The 23,746-nt window shown below is 54.8% G+C and carries 14 protein-coding genes; 7 read left to right on the top strand and 7 right to left on the bottom strand.

Going from position 1 to position 23,746, the window contains the following annotated elements:
• Positions 1–219: 219 nt before the first annotated feature.
• The 3 genes from HG66A1_RS21180 to HG66A1_RS21170 all read left to right on the top strand — a co-directional run bounded on the left by HG66A1_RS21180 (position 220) and on the right by HG66A1_RS21170 (position 3,472).
• Positions 220–1,659, top strand: coding sequence for a sigma-54-dependent transcriptional regulator (locus tag HG66A1_RS21180; RefSeq protein ID WP_145188645.1), 1,440 nt, complete (start codon positions 220–222; stop codon positions 1,657–1,659).
• 139 nt (positions 1,660–1,798) lie between these two features.
• Positions 1,799–2,836, top strand: a complete 1,038-nt coding sequence (locus tag HG66A1_RS21175; protein ID WP_145188642.1) for a sodium:calcium antiporter — start codon at positions 1,799–1,801, stop codon at positions 2,834–2,836.
• Between the two features lie 66 nt (positions 2,837–2,902).
• Complete coding sequence (locus HG66A1_RS21170) at positions 2,903–3,472, top strand: hypothetical protein (protein WP_145188639.1); 570 nt, start codon at positions 2,903–2,905, stop codon at positions 3,470–3,472.
• 41 nt (positions 3,473–3,513) lie between these two features.
• Here the strand turns inward: HG66A1_RS21170 and HG66A1_RS21165 are convergent, their stop codons facing one another.
• The 7 genes from HG66A1_RS21165 to HG66A1_RS21135 all read right to left on the bottom strand — a co-directional run bounded on the left by HG66A1_RS21165 (position 3,514) and on the right by HG66A1_RS21135 (position 15,592).
• A complete protein-coding gene (locus HG66A1_RS21165; protein ID WP_145188636.1) occupies positions 3,514–4,923 on the bottom strand; it encodes a carbohydrate porin in 1,410 nt (469 codons plus the stop codon).
• Positions 4,924–5,136: 213 nt separating this feature from the next.
• A complete protein-coding gene (locus tag HG66A1_RS21160) occupies positions 5,137–7,545 on the bottom strand; it encodes an arylsulfatase (RefSeq protein ID WP_145188633.1) in 2,409 nt (802 codons plus the stop codon).
• 301 nt (positions 7,546–7,846) lie between these two features.
• The gene (locus HG66A1_RS21155) at positions 7,847–10,567 is read right to left on the bottom strand and encodes an MGH1-like glycoside hydrolase domain-containing protein (protein ID WP_145188630.1); all 2,721 of its coding nucleotides are present in this window, start codon (positions 10,565–10,567) and stop codon (positions 7,847–7,849) included.
• A gap of 366 nt (positions 10,568–10,933) precedes the next feature.
• Positions 10,934–12,337: a DUF1501 domain-containing protein gene (locus tag HG66A1_RS21150; RefSeq protein WP_145188627.1), complete on the bottom strand. Its 1,404-nt coding sequence runs from the start codon at positions 12,335–12,337 to the stop codon at positions 10,934–10,936.
• Positions 12,338–12,665: 328 nt separating this feature from the next.
• On the bottom strand, positions 12,666–12,977 hold the full coding sequence (locus HG66A1_RS21145; RefSeq protein WP_145188624.1) for a P-II family nitrogen regulator: 312 nt from the start codon (positions 12,975–12,977) through the stop codon (positions 12,666–12,668).
• A gap of 76 nt (positions 12,978–13,053) precedes the next feature.
• Positions 13,054–14,307, bottom strand: coding sequence for a sodium-dependent bicarbonate transport family permease (locus HG66A1_RS21140; protein WP_145188621.1), 1,254 nt, complete (start codon positions 14,305–14,307; stop codon positions 13,054–13,056).
• Between the two features lie 313 nt (positions 14,308–14,620).
• On the bottom strand, positions 14,621–15,592 hold the full coding sequence (locus HG66A1_RS21135; protein WP_145188618.1) for a magnesium transporter CorA family protein: 972 nt from the start codon (positions 15,590–15,592) through the stop codon (positions 14,621–14,623).
• A gap of 404 nt (positions 15,593–15,996) precedes the next feature.
• Here HG66A1_RS21135 and HG66A1_RS21130 point away from each other — a divergent pair, with 404 nt between their 5' ends.
• The 4 genes from HG66A1_RS21130 to HG66A1_RS21115 all read left to right on the top strand — a co-directional run bounded on the left by HG66A1_RS21130 (position 15,997) and on the right by HG66A1_RS21115 (position 23,526).
• Positions 15,997–17,427 carry a carbohydrate porin gene (locus HG66A1_RS21130; protein WP_145188615.1) on the top strand — a complete coding sequence of 477 codons (1,431 nt, stop codon included), beginning with the start codon at positions 15,997–15,999 and terminating at the stop codon, positions 17,425–17,427.
• A 326-nt stretch (positions 17,428–17,753) separates the two neighbouring features.
• On the top strand, positions 17,754–20,438 hold the full coding sequence (locus tag HG66A1_RS21125) for an arylsulfatase (protein ID WP_232106632.1): 2,685 nt from the start codon (positions 17,754–17,756) through the stop codon (positions 20,436–20,438).
• Positions 20,439–20,494: 56 nt separating this feature from the next.
• Entirely contained in the window at positions 20,495–22,024 is a 1,530-nt protein-coding gene (locus HG66A1_RS21120; RefSeq protein ID WP_197996735.1) for a DUF1254 domain-containing protein, read from the top strand.
• Between the two features lie 155 nt (positions 22,025–22,179).
• The gene (locus tag HG66A1_RS21115) at positions 22,180–23,526 is read left to right on the top strand and encodes a DUF1501 domain-containing protein (RefSeq protein WP_145188612.1); all 1,347 of its coding nucleotides are present in this window, start codon (positions 22,180–22,182) and stop codon (positions 23,524–23,526) included.
• Positions 23,527–23,746 lie beyond the last annotated feature (220 nt).

The raw sequence follows: 23,746 nt of genomic DNA, 5'->3' as shown, positions 1-23,746 counted from the left end.
TAATCTGCAGAGAATGCAGTCATATTGCCGTACTTATGACTTTCGGTATGTCAGATTGACTTTCCCACTGATCGCTGAGCCGTCAGGCTGCTTGCTGACCAGCCCGAAATCAGGGTGGAGAAACGCTAAAAGGAACGATTATATGTGCAATTCTCCATGGCACGGGCTTTGCGAAACTGAAAAGTAACGCAAGTCTGTTCATAAGGGGGGAGAACAAACATGTCTAACAACCATTTACTGCTCATATCAGAAGAACAATCTTCAGACTCAGAAATATACAACTGGTTTTCAAAACAGGATTTCTGTCAAACTCAGTGCTGTGCGCCGAGTGAGGTATCACGATATCTGGAGCAGAGGGTTGACCTGATTCTCTGTGATACCGGAGAGGATGTCAGTATCTCTCTCGAGCTGCTTTATCTCTGTAAACAACAGGCACCCGAAGTGCCTTTTCTGATTTTGTCACACACCAGTGATGTCGTTACGGCTGTCGCCGCAATGAAAGAGGGGGCAGACGAATTTCTGGTCAAGCCGTTGCAGCCTGAATCCCTGGTCAAGTTGGTCAAGGGATATCTGCAGGCCCGGCAATCGCGTGTTGCTGTAGAAGAGAATCACGGATCCGGTACTGCACGATTGGGGCGTTACGTGGGATTCGAAAAGATGGTGGGGACGACCCAGGTGATGCAGCAGCTGTTTGAGCGGGCGCAACGCGTCGCCGAAACAGATAGTACGGTATTGATTACGGGAGAATCAGGAACCGGGAAGGAACTGCTGGCCGAGGCGATTCATCGTAACAGCCTGCGTGCAGAACATCCCTTTGTTACGATCAACATGGCTGCGGTGCCGGAACACCTGGTGGAAAGTGAACTGTTCGGACACGTGAAAGGTTCCTTCACTGGCGCCAGTGAATCCCGAGTGGGACGTTTTGAGGCAGCGCATGGCGGAACCCTGTTCATTGACGAAATCGGCGACTTCAAACTGGAGTCGCAGGCCAAACTGCTGCGGGTGCTGGAGAATCATCGTGTGACCCTGATTGGCAGTAATCGGGACCGGGATGTGGATGTGCGCGTCATCGCGGCGACCAGTCATCCATTGCAGCAGATGGTACAGACGGGAGACTTTCGCGAAGATCTGTTCTATCGGCTGAATGTCGTTAATCTGGCGTTACCGCCATTACGAGAACGACGGGATGATATTCCGGTACTGGTGAACTTTTTCCTGAAACAGATTTGCCACGATCTGCAGCGCGATGTGCCGCTGCTGGATCCTGAGCTGGAAGCCTGGTTGCGGAATGCCCACTGGCCAGGCAATATTCGTCAGCTGCGTAACTGTCTGGAGAGTATGCTGGTGCTGTCGCGTGAAGAAGTGCTGACACTGGCTGAGCTGCCCGACATGATGCACGACGAGCAACTGACTTCAGGCCAGATTCCGATTCCGGCAGGGACCCGGCTGGAAGACCTGGAACGCACGGCGATCGAACAGACACTCAAACGCTATCGGGGAAACCGGACTCAGTCGGCCCGCTCACTGGGAGTTTCCGTGAGGACGCTGCAGAGGAAATTGAAAGCCTGGGGTGTGATCGGGGACAATCGCGGGAATGGTCATTCTGATGCCACGAAGAAAGGCTTGCACGAATCAGGGACCATGTCTACTTCACAGTGAGGTCTGTCTGAAGCGAGAGGTCGATGCGACGCCGCGTTGCCAGAGTTCTACTCAACCGTTACAACAGAGAATGAATTAAATCAACCTGACGCGCTGAATAATTCTGCTATCGAACTTTCGCTAAAAGAATCACTGCACCATGTTTGAATTGAACCTGCCGCTCTGGGGCGATGTCACCGTGTTTATCATGGCGGCAGTGGTGATCGGTGTTTCGGGAGTGAAGCTGGCGGAATACGCGGATCGGCTGGCAGATCGGACCGGCCTGGGAGAAGCGATTACCGGGACGATTATGTTGGGGCTGATCACCGCGCTACCCGGGCTGGCTGCTTCTGTGACTGCAGCTTTGCAGGGGCATGCGGTGCTCGCGCTGAGTAATGCGATGGGAGGCATTGCCTTTCAGACGACGGTGCTCGCGCTGGCAGATGTATTGCATCGTAAAGCAAATCTGGAACATGCGGCTGCTTCGGCCACGACGATGATCCAGACCATCATGCTGATCCTGCTGATCACGATTGTGTTGCTCGGTCTGGGAAGTCCCAATGTGGTGATCGGGCCCGTGCATCCGGCAACTCTGCTTTTACTGGCGGGGGCTGTGATGGCGTTCTGGCTGACCTATCGCGTACAGGAAGAACCGATGTGGCATCCGCGGCATACTTCCGAAACGGTACTCGATGAACCTGCACCCGGTTCACAGCACGAGCGGCTCTGGCTGTTGTGGACAGGACTGGTATTTTCAGGTTTGCTCACCTTAATCAGTGGCAGCCTGGTAGCGGAGGCAGCGGGGAACATTCAGGATAAAACGAATCTTTCCGCGCCGATTGTCGGTGGTCTCTTGATGGCGGGGGCGACGTCACTCCCCGAACTGGTCACCTGCCTGGCCGCGGTCAGGCGCGGCGCACTGACGCTGGCCGTAAGCGATGTGGTCGGCGGGAATTTCTTTGATGTGCTGTTCATCGCGGCTGCCGATTTCGCATTTCTCAGCGGTTCGATCTATCACGGCCCGGGGATGGGGACACGCGAAATTCTGCTGACAACGATCACTCTGTTGCTGAATGTGGTTCTGCTTTCCGGATTGATCTACCGACAGAAGCATGGCCCGGGTAATATCGGTTTCGAAAGTCTGTTGATGCTCGTGATTTACCTGGCTGGTTTCATAGTGCTGTCGCTGATGCAGTGATGTGCCGTCCAATTTGTCATTCGACAGGGATGGTGTAACCTAAGTCGCAGATCAGAGGCCTCTGTCTTGATTGAATTAACCGATTACATTTTTGATGAACGTGGCGTGGAACTGACCGATTCCGTCAGGATTGATCTGGTGGGACCTGTGCGAGAGCATGGCACGATAAAAATATCTGACAGTGAATTTGAACGAGTGATTGATTCATTTGCGTTTATTACCTGTAGAGAAATCACAGGAGAGCCCCCGTTTCATGGAAACGCATTATTGACTGGGGTTACTCAGGTCAGTCCAGATGAGCACTGGATTTTGTTACTGGGAACATGGAGAGCAGTTTTAATCGATGTTGCCGGTCAAACCATTCATGAGCCATTCCCGCTGTTCAGATCTCCTGATGACGACCAGGGCTTTTATTCGACCCAGGTTTACCAGGCTGATGAGTCTGTGGTGGTGGAGTATGAGGGGGGATTGGTTATGGTCACTCAATCGCGAGTGGTGTGGCACCGAGCAAAAAAATGGAATGACCTGATTGAGTCGATTGATACACAGACGATCTACCTTCAGGGAGACGCAGGGGAACAGGGCGAGGCTTTAGAGCAGATTGATCTGCAAACGGGAGAGACGATTCACGGATGAGAGCGAAAAGAACGATGCGGAACTGATTCAGAGCGTTATGATCAGAGATCAATCACGGCACGTAAGCCGACGAGCAGGGCGGTATCAACGGTTTGACGGGCGGGGCGGATGACCTGCATGTCGGTGGTCAGGTGAAACCATTTGGTGACCTCCACGTTGTAGAACAGTTCAACGCCGTAACCGTCACCTACGCCTCCCAGCACTTTGTCAATGAAGGGGGTCAGGCGGTCACTGGTGGCGGAATAGTACCAGCCGATACCGAACGTGTCTGCTTCGCGGCTGGCAATGGGGCTGCTGCCGCCAACCCCGAGGCTGAGAAACCACTCGATGGGATTCGTCTGCTTGTCGGCGATCCCGGCACGGCCGAAGAGACCCCAGCCACGCTGCGGATTGTCGGGATCGACCACCAGGTATTGGTCGAAGTTCCAGTAGAACGACCAGGATTCCGTTTCGCGACTGATGGGCACAGTGGGCAGAACGAACAGGGGATCCTGCTCCAGCGAAGCGAATGATCTAGTGCTGTAGCTGGCACCGAACAGGAAGTGACCCGGTTTGCCGAAGAGATTTGTGGGGAGACGCAGTTCGGGAACGATGGCGGCACCGTGGGCGAACAGTTCATCGAAGCCACTGGTGCGGGTGGTATCTGTCGCGTTGAGGACGGTGAAGGTGAAGATCGGTTCGCCTTCTCGGAGGATCAGGAAGCCGGTTCCGAGTGTCGAATAGACGATGGTTCGCAGACCGATGGGCGTCGCGATAAAGGCGGTGTTGGAGAACTGGGTTTTGCCACGACCATGGGCGAAGGCGTTCATGTCGCCGTCGAGAGTGTCGAGTTTCCCTGCGAAGACACCAAACGATTCGGAAAACATCTGAGTAAACAGAACGTTGGTCAGGTATAGTTCATCACTGTAGGAAACCGGCAAATCGGGGGCCAGGGTCGCGGGAATAATTGCGCCGGTTGCTTCGTTGATGGTTTCGCCAAAACGGTGCTCGGCGCGGAGTTTGACGAACAGGCCCTGAGGTCCGCCCAGCTTGCCTGAGTCGATATTCATAACATAGTCGCCGTGACCCGAGTAGCGGAATTCCTGTTCACGGCCTCCCGAGGCGACTCCCATGTAGTACTGAATCAGGTCGGCATCGAAGGTAATTCCCTGCTCAGCCAGACAGGCGCGACGGGGAAACAGGTTCTGCGTCATCGTTGTCTGCGACCAGAAGTCGGGCCCATCACAAGAGACGCAGGAACTGGTGTTCTCAGCGCAGGTTGACTCCGTACAGAGCAGGTCAGACTCGGCTGTCTGCTGCATTTCTTCGTAGAGGGAGACTGGAAACGCATCGTCGGCGTAAGCAGATCGACTACGGGGAGCAGAACAACAGAAGTAAATCAGGCAGCAGATCGAGAGGGTTAAGCGACTGCGTTCCAGGAACCAGCGTAGATTGGTTGAGCCTGGGACCATGGTAGTTCTCGAAAAGTAGAGAGTATGAGGAAACTGAACCTTTAGATACTTTTCGTCGTCTGGCGGTACCTGCTGAATGTTTTTTTCGTTAAGACTGGAATAAACGGAACGGCGTCAGTCAGTTTGTAACGGTTATAGCGGTTGGGCTGACTCTTACTTTCGAGTAGCCCCTCAGCAGCTGAATTCCGCTGCCGAACTGCTTTCCCTGCCTGGTTACCGCGAGAGGGCTGCTTTGACCTGGGTTTCACGGTATTGCTGCAGTTGTTCTTCCGTGAGTGGGTGCTCGGTGATTTTGATGGTTACTTTTTCGAGGTCCCCGGTGAATTTGAAGGGGACTTTGTAGTCCTCACTGACCGGGGTGCCTGTGTCCTCGCCGATATCGAGTGTTTCATCGAGTGACATGCGGTAACCGACGGTCTGCGGAATTCTGCTGACAGCGACTTTGTTTCCATCGACAGTGAGTGTGGCCTGGCCTCCTTTGCCAACACCTCCGCCATCGTATTTAAAGTCGAGGGTAATGACATGCTTGCCCGGCTTGAGTTTATCTTTGCCAGCGACGTTATAACGTTCTACGCCACACAGGTTGTAATGGAAGACCGGCTTCCCCTTGAGCACATACAGTCCAAGGCCGCAGAAACGACCACCCTGTGTCATCAGTAGTCCTTCTGCTCCTGATTCAGGAATATCAACGACTGCAGAGATCCCAAACGATTTGTTCTTGAGGTCCGGGGCAGACCCTTCGGGGATGCGCAGCATTTCGTCGTAATAAGTGAAGGTATCGCGTCCCCTGGTCAGGCTGGGGCGGTTTTTCACGTCGAGTCGTTCGGCTTTACTATTATCCAGCGGGAGCACATTGTTTTTGACCGCTTCGATGTAGAACAGTCGCTGGAGTTCTTTGAGTTTTTCCGGATATTTCTCGGCCAGATTGACGGACTCTGAAAAGTCATCATCGATGTTGTAGAGTTCCCACTGGTAGCCGTCGATGACATCCACTGGATCTGCCACGCTGACCCAGGGCGGCGTTGTGGGAGTCGTGCAGGCGATCCAGCCTTTATCATAAATTGCTCGATTAGCGAACATTTCAAAATACTGTGTTTCGCGTTTCGAGGGGGCTTGGGGGTCATCCCAGGTATAGGCCATGCTGACACCCTGGATTGGTTCCTGAGTGATACCGTTGATAGAATCGGGGGCAGGCAGCTGCGTGGCTTCCAGAACGGTGGGAAGGATATCGATCACATGATGAAACTGGGAACAGACGGCCCCCTTGTTCTTGATACGCGCCGGCCAGGACATGACCATGCCATTACGGGTTCCGCCGAAATGGGAGGCAACCTGTTTGGTCCACTGGAAGGGAGCATCCATGGCGTGCGCCCAACCGATGGGATAGTGATTGAAGGTGGTCGGGCTGCCGATTTCATCCCTGCGGCGGTAAACCTCTTCGAAATCTTCTTTGATGTTATTGAAGAAGGTCATTTCATTGAGCAGTCCCTGGGCACTCCCCTCGGCACTGGCGCCATTGTCTCCCTGGATATAGATCACCAGTGTATTGTCGAGTTGTCCCAGTTCGTCAATCGAGTCGATGAGTCTGCCGAACTGGTGGTCAGCGTGGGAAAGAGCAGCCGCGTAGACTTCCATCATGCGGGCATACAATTCTTTCTGTCGGTCATCCATTGAATCCCAGGCGGGAATGCCTTTTGAGCGTTCGGTCAGTCGGGTTCCCTCGGGCACCACTCCGAGCTTTTTCTGTCGGGCCAGTGTTTCCTTGCGCACTTCATCCCAGCCCTGGTCAAACTGTCCTTTGAATTTCTCAATCCAGGCTTTGGGGGCGTGATGCGGGGCATGCGCGGTTCCCGTAGCGTAATAACAGAGGAACGGTTTGTCGGGAGCGACAGCGTGCTGCATACGAATCCAGTTAATGGCCCGGTCAGCCATGTCTTCATCGAAATTATAATTGGGGTCGTTGGCCGGTGGTTCGACGGGGCGCGTGTTTTCCACCAGGGCGGGAGTCCACTGGCTCGTATCTCCCCCCACGAATCCGTAGAAGTATTCGAAACCGAGTCCCACGGGCCAGAGGTCGAAGGGACCGGCCTGTGATGTATGCCAGTCGGGGACGTTATGATTTTTCCCGAACCAGGACGTATTATAGCCGTTAAATTTCAGGATCTGTCCGATGGTCCCACACGATTTGCGAACCAGCGTATTGTAGCCGGGATAGCCGACACCGATTTCCATGATGCCACCTGTGGCTGCGGTATGATGGTTGCGACCGGTGATCAGGGCTGCCCGGGTGGGGGAGCAGAGTGCCGTCGTATGAAACTGGTTGTAACGTAGCCCCGCTTTCGCCAGACGGTCAAAGGTGGGGGTGGGAATCGGGCCGCCGAATGTACTGGATGCCCCAAAGCCGACATCATCGGTCAGGATGATCAGCACGTTGGGGGCTCCCTTAGGGGCTTTGATCTCCTGGGGAAAGTCTTTGACTGACTCGGAAGCCTTAACGCCGATCTTTCCTTTGAAAGGGGGCTGGGCAATCGGCAGTTTTGTGCGATTGAACTCTTCTGCGGAAAGTGAAAGAGGAATTGTCGTGACACAGAGCAGGTAGAGGCAGCATCGAAATGAGCGCATCGGATTTTCTCCCGAGAAGTATGTATGGAGATACGACACTGGACTCACGTGGCGATCCAGTGTGAGAATCATCGACAATGAGAGTCACTCAACGTTTTGTGCCCGCAGTAGCAGAGTCAAGGCGCAGCAGTGATGACCGGGTTGAATTGAGTTGAGGTCATTCACAAGTGATCTGCGACAAATCCTGGTGACACATTTAGAAAAGAGATATATGTCACTCAGGATTTTATCTTAATCATCCGGAATGAGGGTGTCGAATTAATTCTGGATAAAGAATCAGGGCAGATGCGTTTCCGTCAGCTTACTCGGCGGTAGCGGGCTGGCCGGCTTCTGACTGTTGCCGACAGCGACTTGCCAGTGTGACCAGGATGGGAGAGATCAATGCGGTCCAGCCGGTCTGGTGGCTGGCTCCCAGTCCGCGTCCTGTTTCTGCGTCGAAATATTCGTAGAACAGTACCAGGTCGCGCCAGTGCGGATCGTTGAGCAGGACATCGGTGCGGGCATAACTGGGACGATCGCCGGCTTCGTCGGAGAGGAACAGACGGGCAAGGCGCCGGCGGATTTCGTCGGCGACTTCCTGCAGGTCCATGTAGTTGCCCGAACGGGTCGGACATTCGACGCGGAGTGTTTTGCCGTAGAAAGTGTGATAGCGTTCGAGAGCTTCGATCAACAGGTAGTTGAGAGGAAACCAGATGGGCCCCCGCCAGTTGGAGTTGCCACCGAACAGGCCACTGTCCGATTCGGCGGGCAGATACTGGACCCTTAACATTTCGCCGTTGAGTTCGTATTCGAACGGATGTTCTTCGTGGAACTTGGAGAGCGAGCGAATCCCGTAGTCAGAGAGAAATTCGTCTTCATCCAGCAGGTAGCGGAGCAGACGCAACAGTCGGTCGCGCGTGGGGATCGCCAGCAGGCGATGGCCGCCTGAGGATGTTTCCGAATCGCGTTCCATGTAGGTCATGAACTTCTGCAGATTGGGGCGGCTTTTCAGGAACCAGTCCATCCGCTTGCGGAAGGCGGGGAGTTTTTCGATGGTCTCATCAAAGAGAACGTCGACGGTAAACAGGGGGATCAACCCGACAATGGAACGGATTTTGAGTGGGATGCTGCGTCCGTCAAGGTGCAGATGATCGTAGTAGAAACCGTCTTCTTCGTCCCAGAGACCGGTGCCGTCCAGGGAGTTCATTGCTTCGGCGATCGAGACGTAATGTTCGAAGAACTTGGACGCCATGTCTTCGTAAGCAGGATTGCCATCGGCCAGTTCAAAGGCGATGGAAAGCATGCTCGAACAGAAGAAGGCCATCCAGGCGGTGCCGTCGGCCTGTTCCAGGTGACCGCCTGTCGGCAGTGGTTTGGAACGGTCGAAGATTCCGATGTTATCCAGTCCGAGGAAGCCGCCACTGAAGACGTGTTTGCCGCGGATGTCTTTACGGTTGACCCACCAGGTGAAGTTGAGCAGGAGTTTCTGGAAGACGCGTTCCAGGAAATTGCGATCGCGATCTCCGTTGGATGCGGTCATCTGGTAGACGCGCCAGCAGGCCCAGGCATGCACGGGCGGGTTGACGTCACTGAAATTCCATTCGTAAGCGGGCAACTGTCCGTTGGGATGCATGTACCATTCGCGGAGGAACAGGATGGCCTGGTCCTTGGCGAAGTGTGGATCAATCTTGGAGAACGGAATCAGGTGAAACGCGAGGTCCCAGGCCGCGTACCAGGGGTATTCCCACTTGTCGGGCATGGAGATGATATTGCGGTTGTAAAGGTGTCCCCAGTCAGCGTTGCGGGGGCTGGGCATGCCAGGCAGACGGCGGGCCGGTTCCTTATTTCCCTTGCCGGCGTTTTCGAGCCAGCGGGGAATGACGTAGTGATAAAACTGTTTGGTCCAGAGCAGACCGGCATTGGCCTGGCGGAGTATCGCCTGCTCGTCCGGAGAGAGTCCGGGTTCGACCAGGGAATCGGCGAACCGATCGGCTTCGTCAATTCGCTGGGCAAAGACTTCATCGAATTCCGGTCCGAACGGGGTTTCCGGTAATTCATCGATGGCAGACATACGCAGACGGAACTCGACTGATTCGCCGGCGGGAATGACGCGTTTGAAGTGAGCGGCAACCTTGGTGCCTGTAGGGCGTGGATTGATGACGCCTTCGACTCCATCAACGACTGCCAGATGAAAGGCGTCTTTGCAGGAGGGGCGGCGGCTGTTCGGGTCTTCAAATCGCCAGGTATTGGTTTCGTTTTCGGTAAAGAGCCAGTCGGGGGTTTCTCCATCGGGACCGAGATCGGTAAAGAGTCGGAATTCGCCGAGGGTTTCGTGCTCTGCTTTCAGGCAGGTGTCAGCGATCTGTTCCATGCTCGGTTTTTCGCTGGGGCGATCGAGCGTGGGTCCCCAACTCCAGGTGTTGCGAAACCACCAGGTGGGGAGGAAGTGCAGGGGCGCTGATTTCGGTCCGCGGTTGAAGATGGTGACGCGAATCAGAATATCTTCGTCGGCTGCCTTGGCGTATTCCATCTGTACGTCGAAGTAGCGGCTTTCGTCGAAGATGCCGGTATTGGTGAGTTCGTATTCCTGTTCCTGACGGGAGCGTCGCGCGTTTTCCTCGCGGAGTTCCGAGTAGGGGAATTCTGACTGTGGGTATTTGTAAAGTGCTTTGAGATAGGAATGTGAGGGGGTTGAGTCGAGGTAGTAATAGGCTTCCTTGACGTCCTCACCGTGATTGCCTTCGGGGCCGGTCAGTCCAAACAGACGTTCCTTGAGGATCGGGTCTTCGCCGTTCCAGAGGGCGAGCCCGAAACAGAGTCGGCACTGACGGTCGCAGATACCCAGCAGACCGTCTTCCCCCCAGCGATAAGTGCGCCAGGTGGCCTCTTCGTGTGTGAAATTGAGCCACGGATCGCCATCGGCCGTACTTTCGCGCACGGTTCCCCACTGTCGTTCTGCGAGGTAGGGCCCCCAGCGTTTCCAGTTCGCACCCGGTTCACGATTTGCTTCAGCGGCAAGACGATCCCATTCTACTTCAGCCATAGACTCTTTTAACTCTTTTCCATTCAGGCAGAGGCAGGCGTGCCTGTTAAATTTGCAGAATGTGCGCAGGAACAATGCTCCCCTGCAGAAGAACAGGTGTTTCGGCACCAGTTACACACTGATGATAGTCGCGATGCGAATCCTGTTCCCATCTATCTCTGATTTTGCGGTCAGATTCGGGCAAAAATCAATTCACTGGACAGGCCTGCATTTGCAGGGGGAGAACTTGATAAGATAATCCATAATCGTGGCGCGCAGGTAATCTGCGTGCCTCGGGACAGTCGCTAATTGACGGTCTGGCTGGAATTTAGCAGAACGGCGCGGGAATGCAAAGAGGTGTATGAACCTGCAGATCCCGGGGCGAACTCAGAAGAGTTCGGTGATCGGTCTGGATTTGTCGAGCAGGAAGTAGAGTCGGCCGAGCTTGTCGTAGGCGGTCAGGTCGTGAATGCCCATCGCGTGGTAGACCGTATGCGTGATGTCGGCGGGGGTGACCGGTTTGTCTTTGGGATATTCTCCATGTTTGTCGCTGGCACCAAAGGTCTGGCCTCCCTGAATGCCGCCACCCGCGAGGACATCGGTGAGACAGTGCGTCCAGTGGTCACGGCCTGCGCCCGATTTGCCGCCGGAGCGGGGATCGCCGATCTTTGGTTTGCGACCCATTTCACTGGTGACGAGGACCAGCGTATCATCGATGAGTCCCCGCTCGGCGAGGTCTTCGATGAGGGCGGAGTAGGCCCGGTCAAATTCGGGCAGCAGGTCTTCTTTGAGGCACTGGAAATTGTTGCCGTGAGTATCCCAGCTGCCGGCGCTCTTGCACTTCTTGCCGAGGGCTCTGAGATCGCCTTTCCAGAAGACGGTAATGAAGGGGACGCCGACTTCCACCAGACGGCGGGCAACGAGCAGACTCATGCCGTTGATGGTTTTGCCGTAGCGTTCGAGTGTGGCCGGTTTTTCCTGCTGCACATCAAAGGCGGAGGTGGATTGGGCTGACATTAACAACGACAGGGCGCGTTCCTGATGCTGATTCATCGTGGAGATGCTGGCGAAGTCGTCGAACTGTCGCCGGGCGGAATCGAGTTGTTCGAGCAGGGAAATGCGATCGGTGAGCCGGTCGGCGGTGATGCCCCCTTCCAGCGAGAGTGCGGGACCGCGGAGCTTCAGCGGTTCTTCGCGTGTGCCCTGGATATACATCGGATCGTGTTCAACTCCCAGGCGGGCAGCGAACTGACCGGGGCGGGTATACGGGGCGCGGCTGGGCATGTGCGGCAGCGAGATGGCGTTGGGCAGATTCGGATGCGCGGGACGCCGGGAGGCGACCACGGAACCCATGTAAGGCCAGTCGTCCGGCTGGGGCGTGCGGTTGTTCCCTTTGGTGACGAACGTCAGATCGGGAATATGTCCGGTGAGGTTGTAGTAATATCCGGCGTGGTGATCGTTGGTGTTGACGGTGCCGCCAACCGAGTTGACCAGTGCCAGATGATGTGCCTGTTTGGCGAGCAGGGGCAGATGCTCGGAGAGGTGGACTCCCGGTGCGGAGGTCTGAATCGATTGAAACGGGCCTCGGTATTCCAGGGGGGCTTCCGGCTTCATATCCCACATGTCCATATGGGATGCACCACCACAGAGGAAGAACAGAATCGTCGATTTAGCGGGTTTTCTGCCTGGGGTTGTGGGAGCCGGAGCAGCGGAAACGGCGGGGGTGGGAGAGCCGAATGTCATCCCGGCAAAGCCGAGACCGGACGCGACCAGAAATTGACGCCGTTGCATAATCCGTTCCTCACTCTGAACTTCAGGCCTGTTGCTGGCCTGGAATGTGATGTGCAGCGAACCAGGGACGCGTAAACTGAAGCGTGGCCGTGGCGCGCAGACTGAACGCATCAATATGCTAGCATGTGAAGGTGTATCTGTCCAGCACGGGTTTTGAGGAAGGGTGCCGTTCTCCAGGATGGGTGATCTGCGGCTGGAGTGGGGGGTAAGATATTTAAAATTCGTAGCCGCCAGTCACCTGTCATGCTAGCTACCCGCCAAAGTAAGCACATGAAGGTGACTGGCAAACTACGAAATCTGCCGTCGCGAAAGGGTTGATTGACCCGTTTCAGGCGATGAATTTATTAGGGTCTCGGACACGCACGGATTCCAGGTAGGCGGAAATCGCATGGGATTCGAAGCGAGGCTGCCGACAGTAATCGACGATCGATTCTGCGATCGCTTCGGTGGTGATGATTTCAATGCGGGTCTGGGAGTGTCCGATAAAGGGTTCGTCATAGACCTGGTGGTGACCCTGTCCCCAGCAGTTCATGCAGGTAAAGCCTTTGATTCCCAGTTCGCGGAATGCGTTTAACAGATCCTGTTCGAAGTGGGTTTCGGTGATGACGATGACTTTGGTTAATTCTGTCGTGTTAGCCATGTCGTGGTTTCCTGTGAGACTGAGCTCGATACTTTCTCTGGTTTCAACGGTGATTTCATCAGTGGAGTGAAGTTGGTTATGCTACGGGTAAGGTTTTCATGACCAGCTCGGCGATGAGCATGTAAACCGGGATCCCGATGGTGACGTTGTAAGTGAAGGTCAGTCCGAGCGAAGCTGCCAGGGGCAGTGTCGGGCTGGCTTCGGGGATGGCCAGTCTCTGGACCGCGGGTACGGCGATGTAAGAGGCTGCGGCACAGAGGACTGAGAACAGAGCGTAGGTTCCCAGGTCAAAGGGCTGTCCCAGGGCCATGCTGTAACCGTGCGCCACGAGAATACCGAACAAAGCAAACAGGTTGGGGCAGAGCAGTGCGAACATGATGAACCGCCAGCCGGCTGTTTTGAGGTCTTTCAGACGACGACAGGCTGTGATGCCCATTTCCAGCAGGAACAGACAGAGCATTCCGTGGAAGATATTCACAAACAGGGTGTCATCCAGGCTGGTGACTGCTTTGCCCTGCAGGCGTCCGAGAAAGCCGATGATAATCCCGCCGAACAGGAGGTAGAGTCCCGGGTTCAGGAAGACTTCGTGCAGAAGTTCCTTGCTGAAAATCGGTTTTTTCTTTTCTTCGACTTCCACATCCAATTGGGCAGCCAGTTCGCGACGGGCTGCCGTTTTCGCGGCGACGGCGGTATGAGTGTGAGTTGTTCCTGTTGACTGGTGGCTGACCGATTCACCTTCGCTACTGACAGAGACTTCTCCTCCGCCGGTGCTTTCCAGCACCGGAGCGGAATGCGGAGGCTGATAGTCTGCTTCGTGAGGCATGTTTCCGTGTGCGTCCATCCCTTTCTGTCTCAGACGCGAGACGAGATAGAGGGCGACCAGACAACCGGGAATTTCCATGACTGCCAGCATCACAGGCATGTAAGCCGCATAAGCGATTTGAGCTGCAGTGATGACACCCAGGCAGGTTACGAAGGTACCGGCGGAGTCGGATCCGTAGAAACCGGCCACGGTGGCGGCGTCGATCTGACGCAGCTTGGTGGTTTTTTGCAGGAGGATATAGGCGAAGATCCCGATACAGAGGTTCGCGAAAAAGCCGATGACCATGAATCCGAGTGCTTGCCCGAATTCGGAGATCGAGAGGGACGCCAGTTCTTCGCCGCCGTGCCAGCCAATGGCGATTAACAGGTAGAGGGTCAGACCCTGATAGACGGCTTTGGGAAACTCAAAGGGAACTTTGAGGATAGGAATCAGAAAGCCCATGTAAAAGAAAAGCAGCAGCGGTTTAAAGAGGTTATGCAGGAAATTGTCCAGAAAGGCCTCTAACATGGTTGTGTTCCTTGGGGGGCGGGTTACGTCGGCGTCAGTGCCGCTTGGGGGCGCATTTTTTGCACGTTGACTGACCAACGTGGCGAGTATGACTGGGGGAGATGCAAGCAGTGTGCCGCAGAGGAAAAATAATCGGGGATGGCACGTAGAGAGAGGGTTTTGGCCGGTTTTCTGCCTGAGATACAGATCCAGTTATCTGAAATAATTTTTCGCAAGGGAGAGGAGTGAACCAGATTTTGCAGCAGGGGAGTGCAAAGACTTGCAGGGTGCGTGCAGCATCTTGCGTGTAAGGGGCGGGGGGGAAGTGATGTGATCAGCTTTTGTCAAACCAGCCACGGAGATAGAAGTAACCGGCTGTGATGAAAGCCGTTGCCAGCATGATTCCGATGACGATCAGGTATCCGGATTTGATTCCCATCCCGGGCAGATCGTTGAAATTCATGCCGTAGAGTCCGGAGATTAATGTCAGGGGGAGAAAAACTGCAGAAAGGATCGTCAGAAACTGCAGACGGCTTTCGACGCGACTCTGCACGAGGGCATCATAATCCCGCTGCAGGCTGTTCACCCGGTCGGCAGTGCCGGCGATGATCTGTCCGGCAAGTCCCGACAGCTGCAACGTATCGCCGAAGAACCGGGACTGCTCACTGAAGCGAAAGGCAGCCGATTCGACGGTTTGCAGGACGCCTGCACAATAAGCGTGGTCATCATGGACTGCAGCGTAATGACTGATCTTTCGACGGAGCACGGCAATTTTTTGGGGATCGAGGGCATCCGGATTTTCATGGCAGGCCTGATCCAGCTGTTCTGATTCTGCGCGGACCCGCAGGGCCGCGTTCACAGTCTGTTTCCCGATTTCGACCAGCAGATAGTAGAGCAGGGCCGAAGAGTTATTGGAGTAGAGGGGGACATCGCCATCCAGGTCCCGAATGACGTCCTCAATTGTATGCAGTTTATCTCGATGGATTGTGATGACTGTCGACTGCAGGCAGAGAAAAGAAACGTAAGGTTTTTCCTTCTGGTCCCAGCCCAGGTGCGTGGGGACTTCCATGTAGAGGGCTGTTTTTTGCGACATGAAACGTTCGCTACGTTCCGGTGTGAGACAGGCTGCCAGCACTTCCGGTCGCAAATGAAACGGAGTGAGCAGTTGATTCAGTTCCTGGGGAGTCGCGGCCTCGATATCGATCCAGCGATGCACGTCATCTTCTACCCAGGAGGCGGAAAGAGTGGTTTCGGGTAACGGAAGCAGTGTGGAATTATCGCTGATGCCAAACACGCGTATTTTCATGGATATTTTCCCAGTGTTCCAACAGTACAGTTTTCAGTTTCGCGATCAGGACGGCGGGACTGTTTCAGGTAACCCGATGGATTGTGAATTAGAGTCTTGTGTTTCGGTCAAGATGACATAAGCAGATTCAAAGCACAACCAGATTCGGAACGGTAGTAATATTATCTGTTGTGTCTATATCTGTACATTTCGGTTTGCCGCCAGCAAGATGATAACCGTTACAACCGATATAACCAGACGGCGGACTGTGAATGCGGTGTGAAATCAGGTCCATGCACAATGTTTCAGGTCTGATTCTGTCGATTTAAGTGAAGTTATCGGTTTCGTACAACAGAGGGGCAAGGCTCTCTGCTGTTTCTCAGCGAAACGATTTTCATGCTGGCCCATTTCAGAAGAAGCGAATTATGAAGTCCGGTGTAATCAGTGTGGTTCTGCTGTCGATCAGTCTGGCATGTGTTTCTGTTCGCGCGGACGAGCCTGCGCCGCTGTTGATATCAGAAGCAGCATTGGAGGGCAATGATCTGCTGAATGATTCTGCGCTGACGCCGATCAGTCATCTTGCGGGGCAGGAGGCTTGCTGCGAATCGACAGACGGCGGTTGCCTGGGCGACGAATGTGTAGGGGCCACTGATTGTGGATATGAATGTTCCGAGTCTCTGTTTTCGCGACAGTATCTGACGGGGGATCTGTTTGGTGCGCGCTCCGGGCTGGCAGAGCATGGGGTGCTGGCGGATATTCAGTTGACGCAGTTCTACCAGGGGGTTGCGAGTGGTGGTCGTCGTCGGACCTTCCTGTATGGCGGTAAAGCCGACTACATGTTTACGTTCCAGGGAGAACAGTTAGGGCTCAATAAAGGCTTTTCAGCAATCCTGCATGCAGAAAGCCGGTTCGGCAGTGATATCAATGGAGCAGCTGGTGCATTGGGTTTTCCGAACAGTAATATGTTCTATCCGTTACCCGGACAGCACGAAACGGCGATCACCGGCTTGATGTTTATGCAAGCTTTGAGTGAGAACTTTGCTTTAACCGCGGGAAAATATAATCTGCTTGATTTGTGGAATATGATCTATCCGAATACGGGTCGAGGTATCAACGGATTCATGAACCTCTCCATGATTGCACCCACCCCCATTATTCGCACCACGAACCTATCAATTAACGGTGCAGGAGCGATGGGACTGCACGAAGGGCAGATTCAGAGTGCGTTGATGGTCTACGACACGACCAACTCATCGACGACAGCCGGTCTGGATGACCTGTTTGACCAGGGTGCCGTTGTACTGGGTTACGGACGTATCTTCACGGAATGGCGCGGCCTCCCTGGCTCACATGCGCTACTGGGAAACTGGAGCAGTCGGACTTACACTTCTGTCGATCCGACCAGTTGGACCGTGATTCCGGGGCAGGGGGTAGTTGCCGCCGGTCAGCAGACGGGATCGTGGACGATCAGTTATATTCTGGACCAGGTGGTCTGGGCAGATTGCTGCAATGACAAACGCGACGTGCGACTGATGAGTCAGTGGATGATTGCTGACGGAGATCCGAACCCGTATCGCTGGAGCGGCAACATCGCACTACAGGCCAATGGCCTGTTTGCCTGCCGCGAACAGGACTCGCTGGGGATCGGGTATTTTTACAATGAACTGAGCAGCGATTTCAAATCACTGCTTAACGGAGTTGTGCCAATCCGTAATACGCAGGGAGTTGAACTTTACTATAACATGGCGTGGACTCCCTGGTTCCATGTGACTGCTGATCTGCAGGTTCTGGAAGACGCCAACGCCAATGATGACACGTCCGTTATGCCTGGCCTGCGGGCGAATCTGCGGTTTTAATCAGCTGCAGGCGACCATGGTTTTCTCTCTTGTGTCTCTATCCTGCTGCGCTGTCAGGATCCTTGAGGGTCTCGATTCTTCATCCTTGCGTCTTCTGCTCTCTGTATTAATTCTGCTTTAAATATATCAGGATGTAATTGTCTTTTATTTATTCGAGGGTACAATGGGCATCGATCCAAGTGTTCATGCTGCCTGGTAAGTGACGGCAGCTGGATCAGAGATATGGGGAAACATGTATGCCGTGTTTGAATTATTGAATTCGTCTCATTGCAAAAGCGTTTCCTGAAACCTTAGCACAGTGGAATTCGGGCCCGGGGAACTGCAAGATGAGAAGACTGCATAGAGAGTTTAATTCGCGCATTCTGTTACTTTGTCTGTCCCTGGGGATGTTCGGGGTATCTGCCGGCTGTTCCGGGGAAATGTCTCGTTCCGCCTCTGCCCAGGATGCAGATCAGTCAGAAACTGTCACGACACAGGCGCCCGTTCCGCAATCGTCCAAGTCTTTTACGCCCCAGACAACGGGGGTAATTGGTTCCCCCAGTGCGACGACGACCATTGACGGTAAACAGCTGCCTGCACCAGCGCCGAAATTCGAGGGTGTGATCAAAGACAACGCCTTGCAGTCGAAAGAGTGGTGGGCGCCGCGGATTGTGCCGCCAAAGGAAGCGCCGAATATTCTGCTGATCATGACGGACGACGCGGGCTTCGGTGTGCCCAGCACGTTCGGTGGCGTGATTCCAACGCCGACGATGGATCGGATTGCGAAAGCGGGCCTGCGTTATAACCGTGTGTTTTCGACTTCGTTATGTTCGCCGACCCGGGCAGCGTTGATTACCGGACGGAATCATCATTCCGTTGGGTTTGGTGTGATTGCAGAACAGGCCACAGGGTTCCCTGGCTATAACAGTGTTATTGGGGAGAACAACGCCACCATTGGTCGGATCCTGCGAGATAACGGCTATGCAACCTCCTGGTTTGGCAAAGATCACAACACGCCGACTTACGAAGCGAGCCAGGTGGGTCCCTTCACCCAGTGGCCGACAGGAATGGGCTTCGACTACTTCTATGGATTTGTAGGAGGCGATGCTAACCAGTGGGGGCCGAACCTGTTTCGGAATACGACGCAGATTTATCCGTGGACGGGGCACGAAGGGACGTTGAAGATGGATCGTTCCGATCCCAAAGCAGAGGTCTGGCCCGTCACCGGCAAAGAGAGCAAGTGGAATCTGATCACCGCGATGGCCGACGATGCGATCGACTGGATGACGCGAATTCACCAGAGCGACCCGAGTCAGCCGATCTTTATGCACTATGTGCCGGGGGCCTCACACGCGCCGCACCATCCGAAGAAGGAATGGGTGGACAAGATTCATGAGATGCATCTGTTTGACGACGGCTACGAAAAGTTGCGTGAGCGGATCTTCGCGAATCAAAAACGACTCGGGGTCATTCCACCGGATCTGGAGCTCACTCCGTGGCCGAAAGAGATGCTGAAGCCCTGGGATGAGTTATCACCGGAAGCCCAGAAGCTCTTTATCCGTCAGGTCGAAGTATTTGCAGCCTACGTGGCATATAACGACTATGAAATGGGCCGCGTGATCCAGGCGTTTGAAGACCTGGGCAAACTTGAAAACACAATTGTCATCTACCAGAACGGCGATAATGGCACCAGTGCCGAAGGGGGGCCGGAGGGAACCTTCAGCGAGGTGGCTTTCTTTAACGGGGTGGCACCACCGGTGGATGTGCAGATGAAGTTCTATGATGCCTGGGGAACCGAATTTGCCTACAACCATATGTCAGCCGGCTGGTCCTGGGCCTTTGACACGCCGTTCGACTGGTTCAAACAGAATGCGTCGCGGCTCGGTGGAATCAATCAGAATATGGTGATCTCCTGGCCGAAACGGATTAAAGACCAGGGAGGGCTGCGGGAGCAGTTCGTGCATGTGATCGACTATGTGCCAACGCTGCTGGAAGTGACTGGCATTGCTGCACCGGAATATGTGGACGGCATTAAGCAGAGACCGATTGAGGGAACAAGCTTCGCTTACACCTTCGACAAAGCAAACGCCGAGGCACCGTCTCAGCACAAAACCCAGTACTTCGAAATGATGGGCCAGTGGGCGATGTATCATGATGGCTGGTTCATGAGTACGAAAGTGAACCGCGCGCCCTGGCAGGCGTTCTCGGCAGCGAACCCGGACCCGCTGAATAACCAGACCTTTCAGCTCTACAACCTGAATACCGACTGGAACCAGACCAGCGACATCGCCGCTGAACATCCCGAGAAGGTCAAAAACATGCGGGCGATGTTCCTGGAAGAAGCGAAAAAATACCAGGTTCTACCGTTGAATGCATCAGTCGGTGCCCGTGTTGCGGCCCAGCGACCCAGCCTGACCGCGGGGCGAAAGGAACTGGTCTATACGCGTCCCATGACAGGGCTGCCGCAGGGGGATGCGCCTTATCTGCTGGATACATCGTATACGGTCAAGGCGGACATCACCGTACCGGAAGGGGGCGCCGAGGGGATGATCGTCACTTCCGGCGGACGCTTTGCTGGCTGGGGGTTCTATCTGCTCGAAGGCAAACCGGTCTTTCTGTGGAACCTGCTGGATCTGGAACGGCTGAAATGGGAGGCTCCTGAGGCACTCTCTCCCGGCCGACACATTCTGGAGTTTGACTTCAAGTATGACGGCATCGGACTGGGGACGATGGCCTATAACAACTTCTCCGGGATTGGGAAAAGCGGAACCGGTACACTCAAGGTGGACGGCAGAGTGGTGTCCACGCAAAAGATGGAGAAAACGATTCCCATCATTCTGCAGTGGGACGAAAGTTTCGACATCGGCTCCGATACGATTACCGGCGTGAACGATTCGGACTATACCCCGCCGTTCCCACTGACAGCAGAGTTTAATAAGTTGACGATTACAATCGATCGGCCGCAATTGTCGCCGGAAGAAATCAAAGAGCTCGAAGCGGGGTTGAAGAAAATGGAGGCGGGCCGGGAATAGAAGGAAATCTGAAGACAGACTTTATTTCTATTTCGCATCGCCGGAGAATTCAAACCATGCAAACACAACATCAAGCAACCAGGCAGTGGGTATCTGCGTGTGTGATGATGGCAGGGCTCTTTGTCACCAACACAGTCCAGGCACAGACGAGCGAGAAGTTTAAAATGACGACTCCCATCCCGCCGGGGATCGCTGTTCCGGATCAGGTGGAGACGCGTCTGGGAACGCTCAATTTCATTGATGGTGTGCCGGACAAAGCGAGTACTCAGAAGCTGTATGACAACCTGGATTTTCAACGCGCGGTTCAGGCTTACCTGCTCGCGCTGCCGGTAGTAAATCAGGCGAGTAACCGTAACAATATTCTCACCATGGGACCGGCCAACAAAACCGTGCCCATCTGGGAAAACCTGGTCGACTCCACCACGATTGAACTGACGGCCAATGATAACACCCCTTATACCTGGTTCTGGCTGGATCTGCGCGAGGGCCCCGTTGTGGTCGAGGCACCGCCCAAAGTGCTTGGGCTGGTCGACGATATGTGGTACCACTGGAATGGCGACATCGGCATAACCGGACCAGATAAAGGCAAAGGGGGCAAATATCTGCTTTTACCACCCGGTTATCAAGACGACATTCCGGAAGGTTACTTTGTGGTGCGGCCCGGTTCTCTGAGTGTCTGGGTTGCCTGGCGAAGCTTCGTGGTTGACGGTAATCCGACGCCCGGCGTGGAACTGGTCAAGCAGCATACGAAAATCTATCCACTGTCCGAGGCCGACAATCCGGCAAGTCCGAAGTTTATCAACATGTCGGGCAAACCGTTTAATATGGTTGGTCCCGCCGGTTATCAATTCTGGGAACTGTTGAACTCGGTCGTGCAGACTGAACCGACCGAAACGGTTGATGCGACGACACTGGGCTTCTGGGCGTCGATCGGCATTCAGAAAGGGAAGCCATTTAAACCTGATGCCCGCATGAAGAAGATTCTCAAGGAAGCAGCTGTCGTGGGGGATGCGACTGCCCGTGCGCTTGCCTATCGGCTACGTCAGAAAGGGGGGCGGATCTTCGACGACCGGCAGTGGCGGTATGCGTTTCTGGGCGGTTACAAGTTCCAGTGGCAGCCGGGAGTCTCGAATCTCGATGCGTCTGCATTTTTCTTTTTCCTCGCTACGGGTGTAACGCCGGCGATGGACACGCAGATTGTGGGCAAAGGGTCGACATACCCCTGGACGGCCCTGGATTCCCAAGGCAATCCCTTTGACGGCGGCAAGAACTACAAACTGCACCTGCCACCGGATATCCCGGTCGCGACGTTCTGGTCGGTGATTGTGTATGACACGCAGACGCGGTCGATGTTACAGACCGACGATCCGCATCCCAGTGTGAGCAGTCAGAACAAGGGGCTGCAGGCCAACGCGGATGGTTCGGTCGACGTCTACTTCGGCCCCAGTCCGCCGAAGGGGAAGCAGAGTAACTGGGTGCAGACGATCCCCGGCAAGAGCTGGTTCATGATTCTCCGTCTGTATGGTCCATTGAAGCCCTGGTTCGATAAATCCTGGAAGCCCGGAGATATTGAGCTACAGGAGTAACCGTTTCTGGAAGCGCGTGACGCGAAGGAAGCTCAGGAAATTCCGGTTCACCTCGAACGGTAGATATCGGTATCATTTTATGCATGGTCTGTGTATCATCGGGAGACTCAACGGAGTGTGGGTTTCCTTATTCCTGGTTTTCCGGAACAGGTCGCATGCTGAAAATAGAAGGCCGTGCCACGAAATTCTGTGATCAAATCTCCCGCCGCTCTTTTCTTCAGATCGGCGGGCTGGCGATGGGGGGCTTATCGCTGCCTCAATTGCTGCGAGCCGAGCAGCAGAATCCGCAGCGTCAGTCTCACAAAGCGGTGATCATGATCTTCCTGAATGGGGGGCCACCTCACCAAGACATGTTCGACCTGAAGCCCGATGCGCCCGCCGAGATTCGCGGTGAGTTTCAACCGATTGCGACCAATGTGCCCGGCATTGAAATCAGCGAGTTGATGCCTCGCGTCGCGGGGATGATGGACAAGTTCTCGATCATCCGATCGCTGGTGGGTTCCGAAGGCCGGCACGATTCCTTTCAATGCTGCACCGGGCATCAGTTCCGGGATCCCAAACCGCAGGGGGGCTGGCCGTCCATGGGGTCGGCACTCTCCAAACTGCAGGGGGCCGTTGACCCTTCCGTGCCCCCTTATATTGATCTGTCGCAGAAGATGGCGCACGATCCTTATAACATTAAGGGGCCGGGCTTCCTGGGAATGGCGCACTCACCGTTTCGCCCTGATGGCGAGGTGATGAGCAACATGACGCTGAATTCGATTTCCACGGTCCGTCTGCACGAGCGGACCAGGCTGCTGGAAGAACTCGATACGTATCGGCGGAAGGTCGATCAGAAGCTGGCCGCCGAGTCCAGCGACAACTTTACCGAACAGGCATTGGGCGTGTTGACGTCGTCCCGGCTGGTGGAAGCGCTGGACCTGGAGAAAGTCGATCCAAAGGTCCGGGCCCGGTATGGGATCGACGATCCGAAAGTGCTCGGCTTCGATCCCAAGATGGGCTACCAGGCGCTGATGTCCCGGTTCCTGCAGGCGCGACGGGCGGTGGAAGCAGGGGCCCGGATGGTGACCTGCAGTTTCGCTGATTTCGATTACCATAGCGATAACTTCGGCAGAGGCCGCAAAGTGATTCCGTTACTGGATCAGGGCGTGGCGGCACTGGTCGAAGATCTGCATGAACGCGGCCTGGATCAGGACGTGACGGTCATCGTGTGGGGTGAGTTTGGACGGACTCCCAAGATCAATGACAAAGCCGGCCGCGATCATTGGTCGCGCGTGCATGCGGGTCTGCTGGCGGGTGGTGGAATGCCAGCCGGGCAGGTGATCGGCTCGACGGATAAATGGGCCGAAGCAGCGGTCGACCGCCCCGTGCATATGCAGGAGGTCTTCGCGACGCTGTATCACAACCTGGGCATTGATCCTGCCACGACCACCATCCCGGACAATAACGGCCGTCCGCAGTATCTGCTGGAACGCCAGGCACCGATTCGGGAACTGATCTGACGGCGGCTGGTTTTGCTTGCCTGTCTATTCGGATGTGGTTTGGGATCCTGCTGGATTAGAGCTGGGTTTCTGCAGGTCTCTTTTAGGATTGACCTCCCCCCTTTTTATTTCCTGATGTTGATTGCTTGAAAGGGGAGCCGCGTCTGGTGTACGATGTCTATACAAATGTCTGTGTGCGAATACTCTGAGCATGCTGCTGTTATCGACTGACTCTTTCTTT

The organism is Gimesia chilikensis, assembly GCF_007744075.1.
GTDB lineage: Bacteria > Planctomycetota > Planctomycetia > Planctomycetales > Planctomycetaceae > Gimesia > Gimesia chilikensis_A.
The sequence above is the reverse complement of the archived record's forward strand: the minus strand, read 5'-3'. Positions and strand labels throughout refer to the sequence as shown.

Bases quoted from the DNA above. Each gene is read 5' to 3' on its own strand.
- HG66A1_RS21145 (WP_145188624.1), bottom strand. From the start codon at position 12,977: ATGGCTAACACGACAGAATTAACCAAAGTCATCGTCATCACCGAAACC.
- HG66A1_RS21140 (WP_145188621.1), bottom strand. From the start codon at position 14,307: ATGTTAGAGGCCTTTCTGGACAATTTCCTGCATAACCTCTTTAAACCG.
- HG66A1_RS21150 (WP_145188627.1), bottom strand. From the start codon at position 12,337: ATGCAACGGCGTCAATTTCTGGTCGCGTCCGGTCTCGGCTTTGCCGGG.
- HG66A1_RS21125 (WP_232106632.1), top strand. From the start codon at position 17,754: ATGAGAAGACTGCATAGAGAGTTTAATTCGCGCATTCTGTTACTTTGT.
- HG66A1_RS21160 (WP_145188633.1), bottom strand. From the start codon at position 7,545: ATGCGCTCATTTCGATGCTGCCTCTACCTGCTCTGTGTCACGACAATT.
- HG66A1_RS21130 (WP_145188615.1), top strand. From the start codon at position 15,997: ATGAAGTCCGGTGTAATCAGTGTGGTTCTGCTGTCGATCAGTCTGGCA.
- HG66A1_RS21165 (WP_145188636.1), bottom strand. From the start codon at position 4,923: ATGGTCCCAGGCTCAACCAATCTACGCTGGTTCCTGGAACGCAGTCGC.
- HG66A1_RS21155 (WP_145188630.1), bottom strand. From the start codon at position 10,567: ATGGCTGAAGTAGAATGGGATCGTCTTGCCGCTGAAGCAAATCGTGAA.
- HG66A1_RS21135 (WP_145188618.1), bottom strand. From the start codon at position 15,592: ATGAAAATACGCGTGTTTGGCATCAGCGATAATTCCACACTGCTTCCG.
- HG66A1_RS21120 (WP_197996735.1), top strand. From the start codon at position 20,495: ATGCAAACACAACATCAAGCAACCAGGCAGTGGGTATCTGCGTGTGTG.
- HG66A1_RS21180 (WP_145188645.1), top strand. From the start codon at position 220: ATGTCTAACAACCATTTACTGCTCATATCAGAAGAACAATCTTCAGAC.
- HG66A1_RS21175 (WP_145188642.1), top strand. From the start codon at position 1,799: ATGTTTGAATTGAACCTGCCGCTCTGGGGCGATGTCACCGTGTTTATC.
- HG66A1_RS21115 (WP_145188612.1), top strand. From the start codon at position 22,180: ATGCTGAAAATAGAAGGCCGTGCCACGAAATTCTGTGATCAAATCTCC.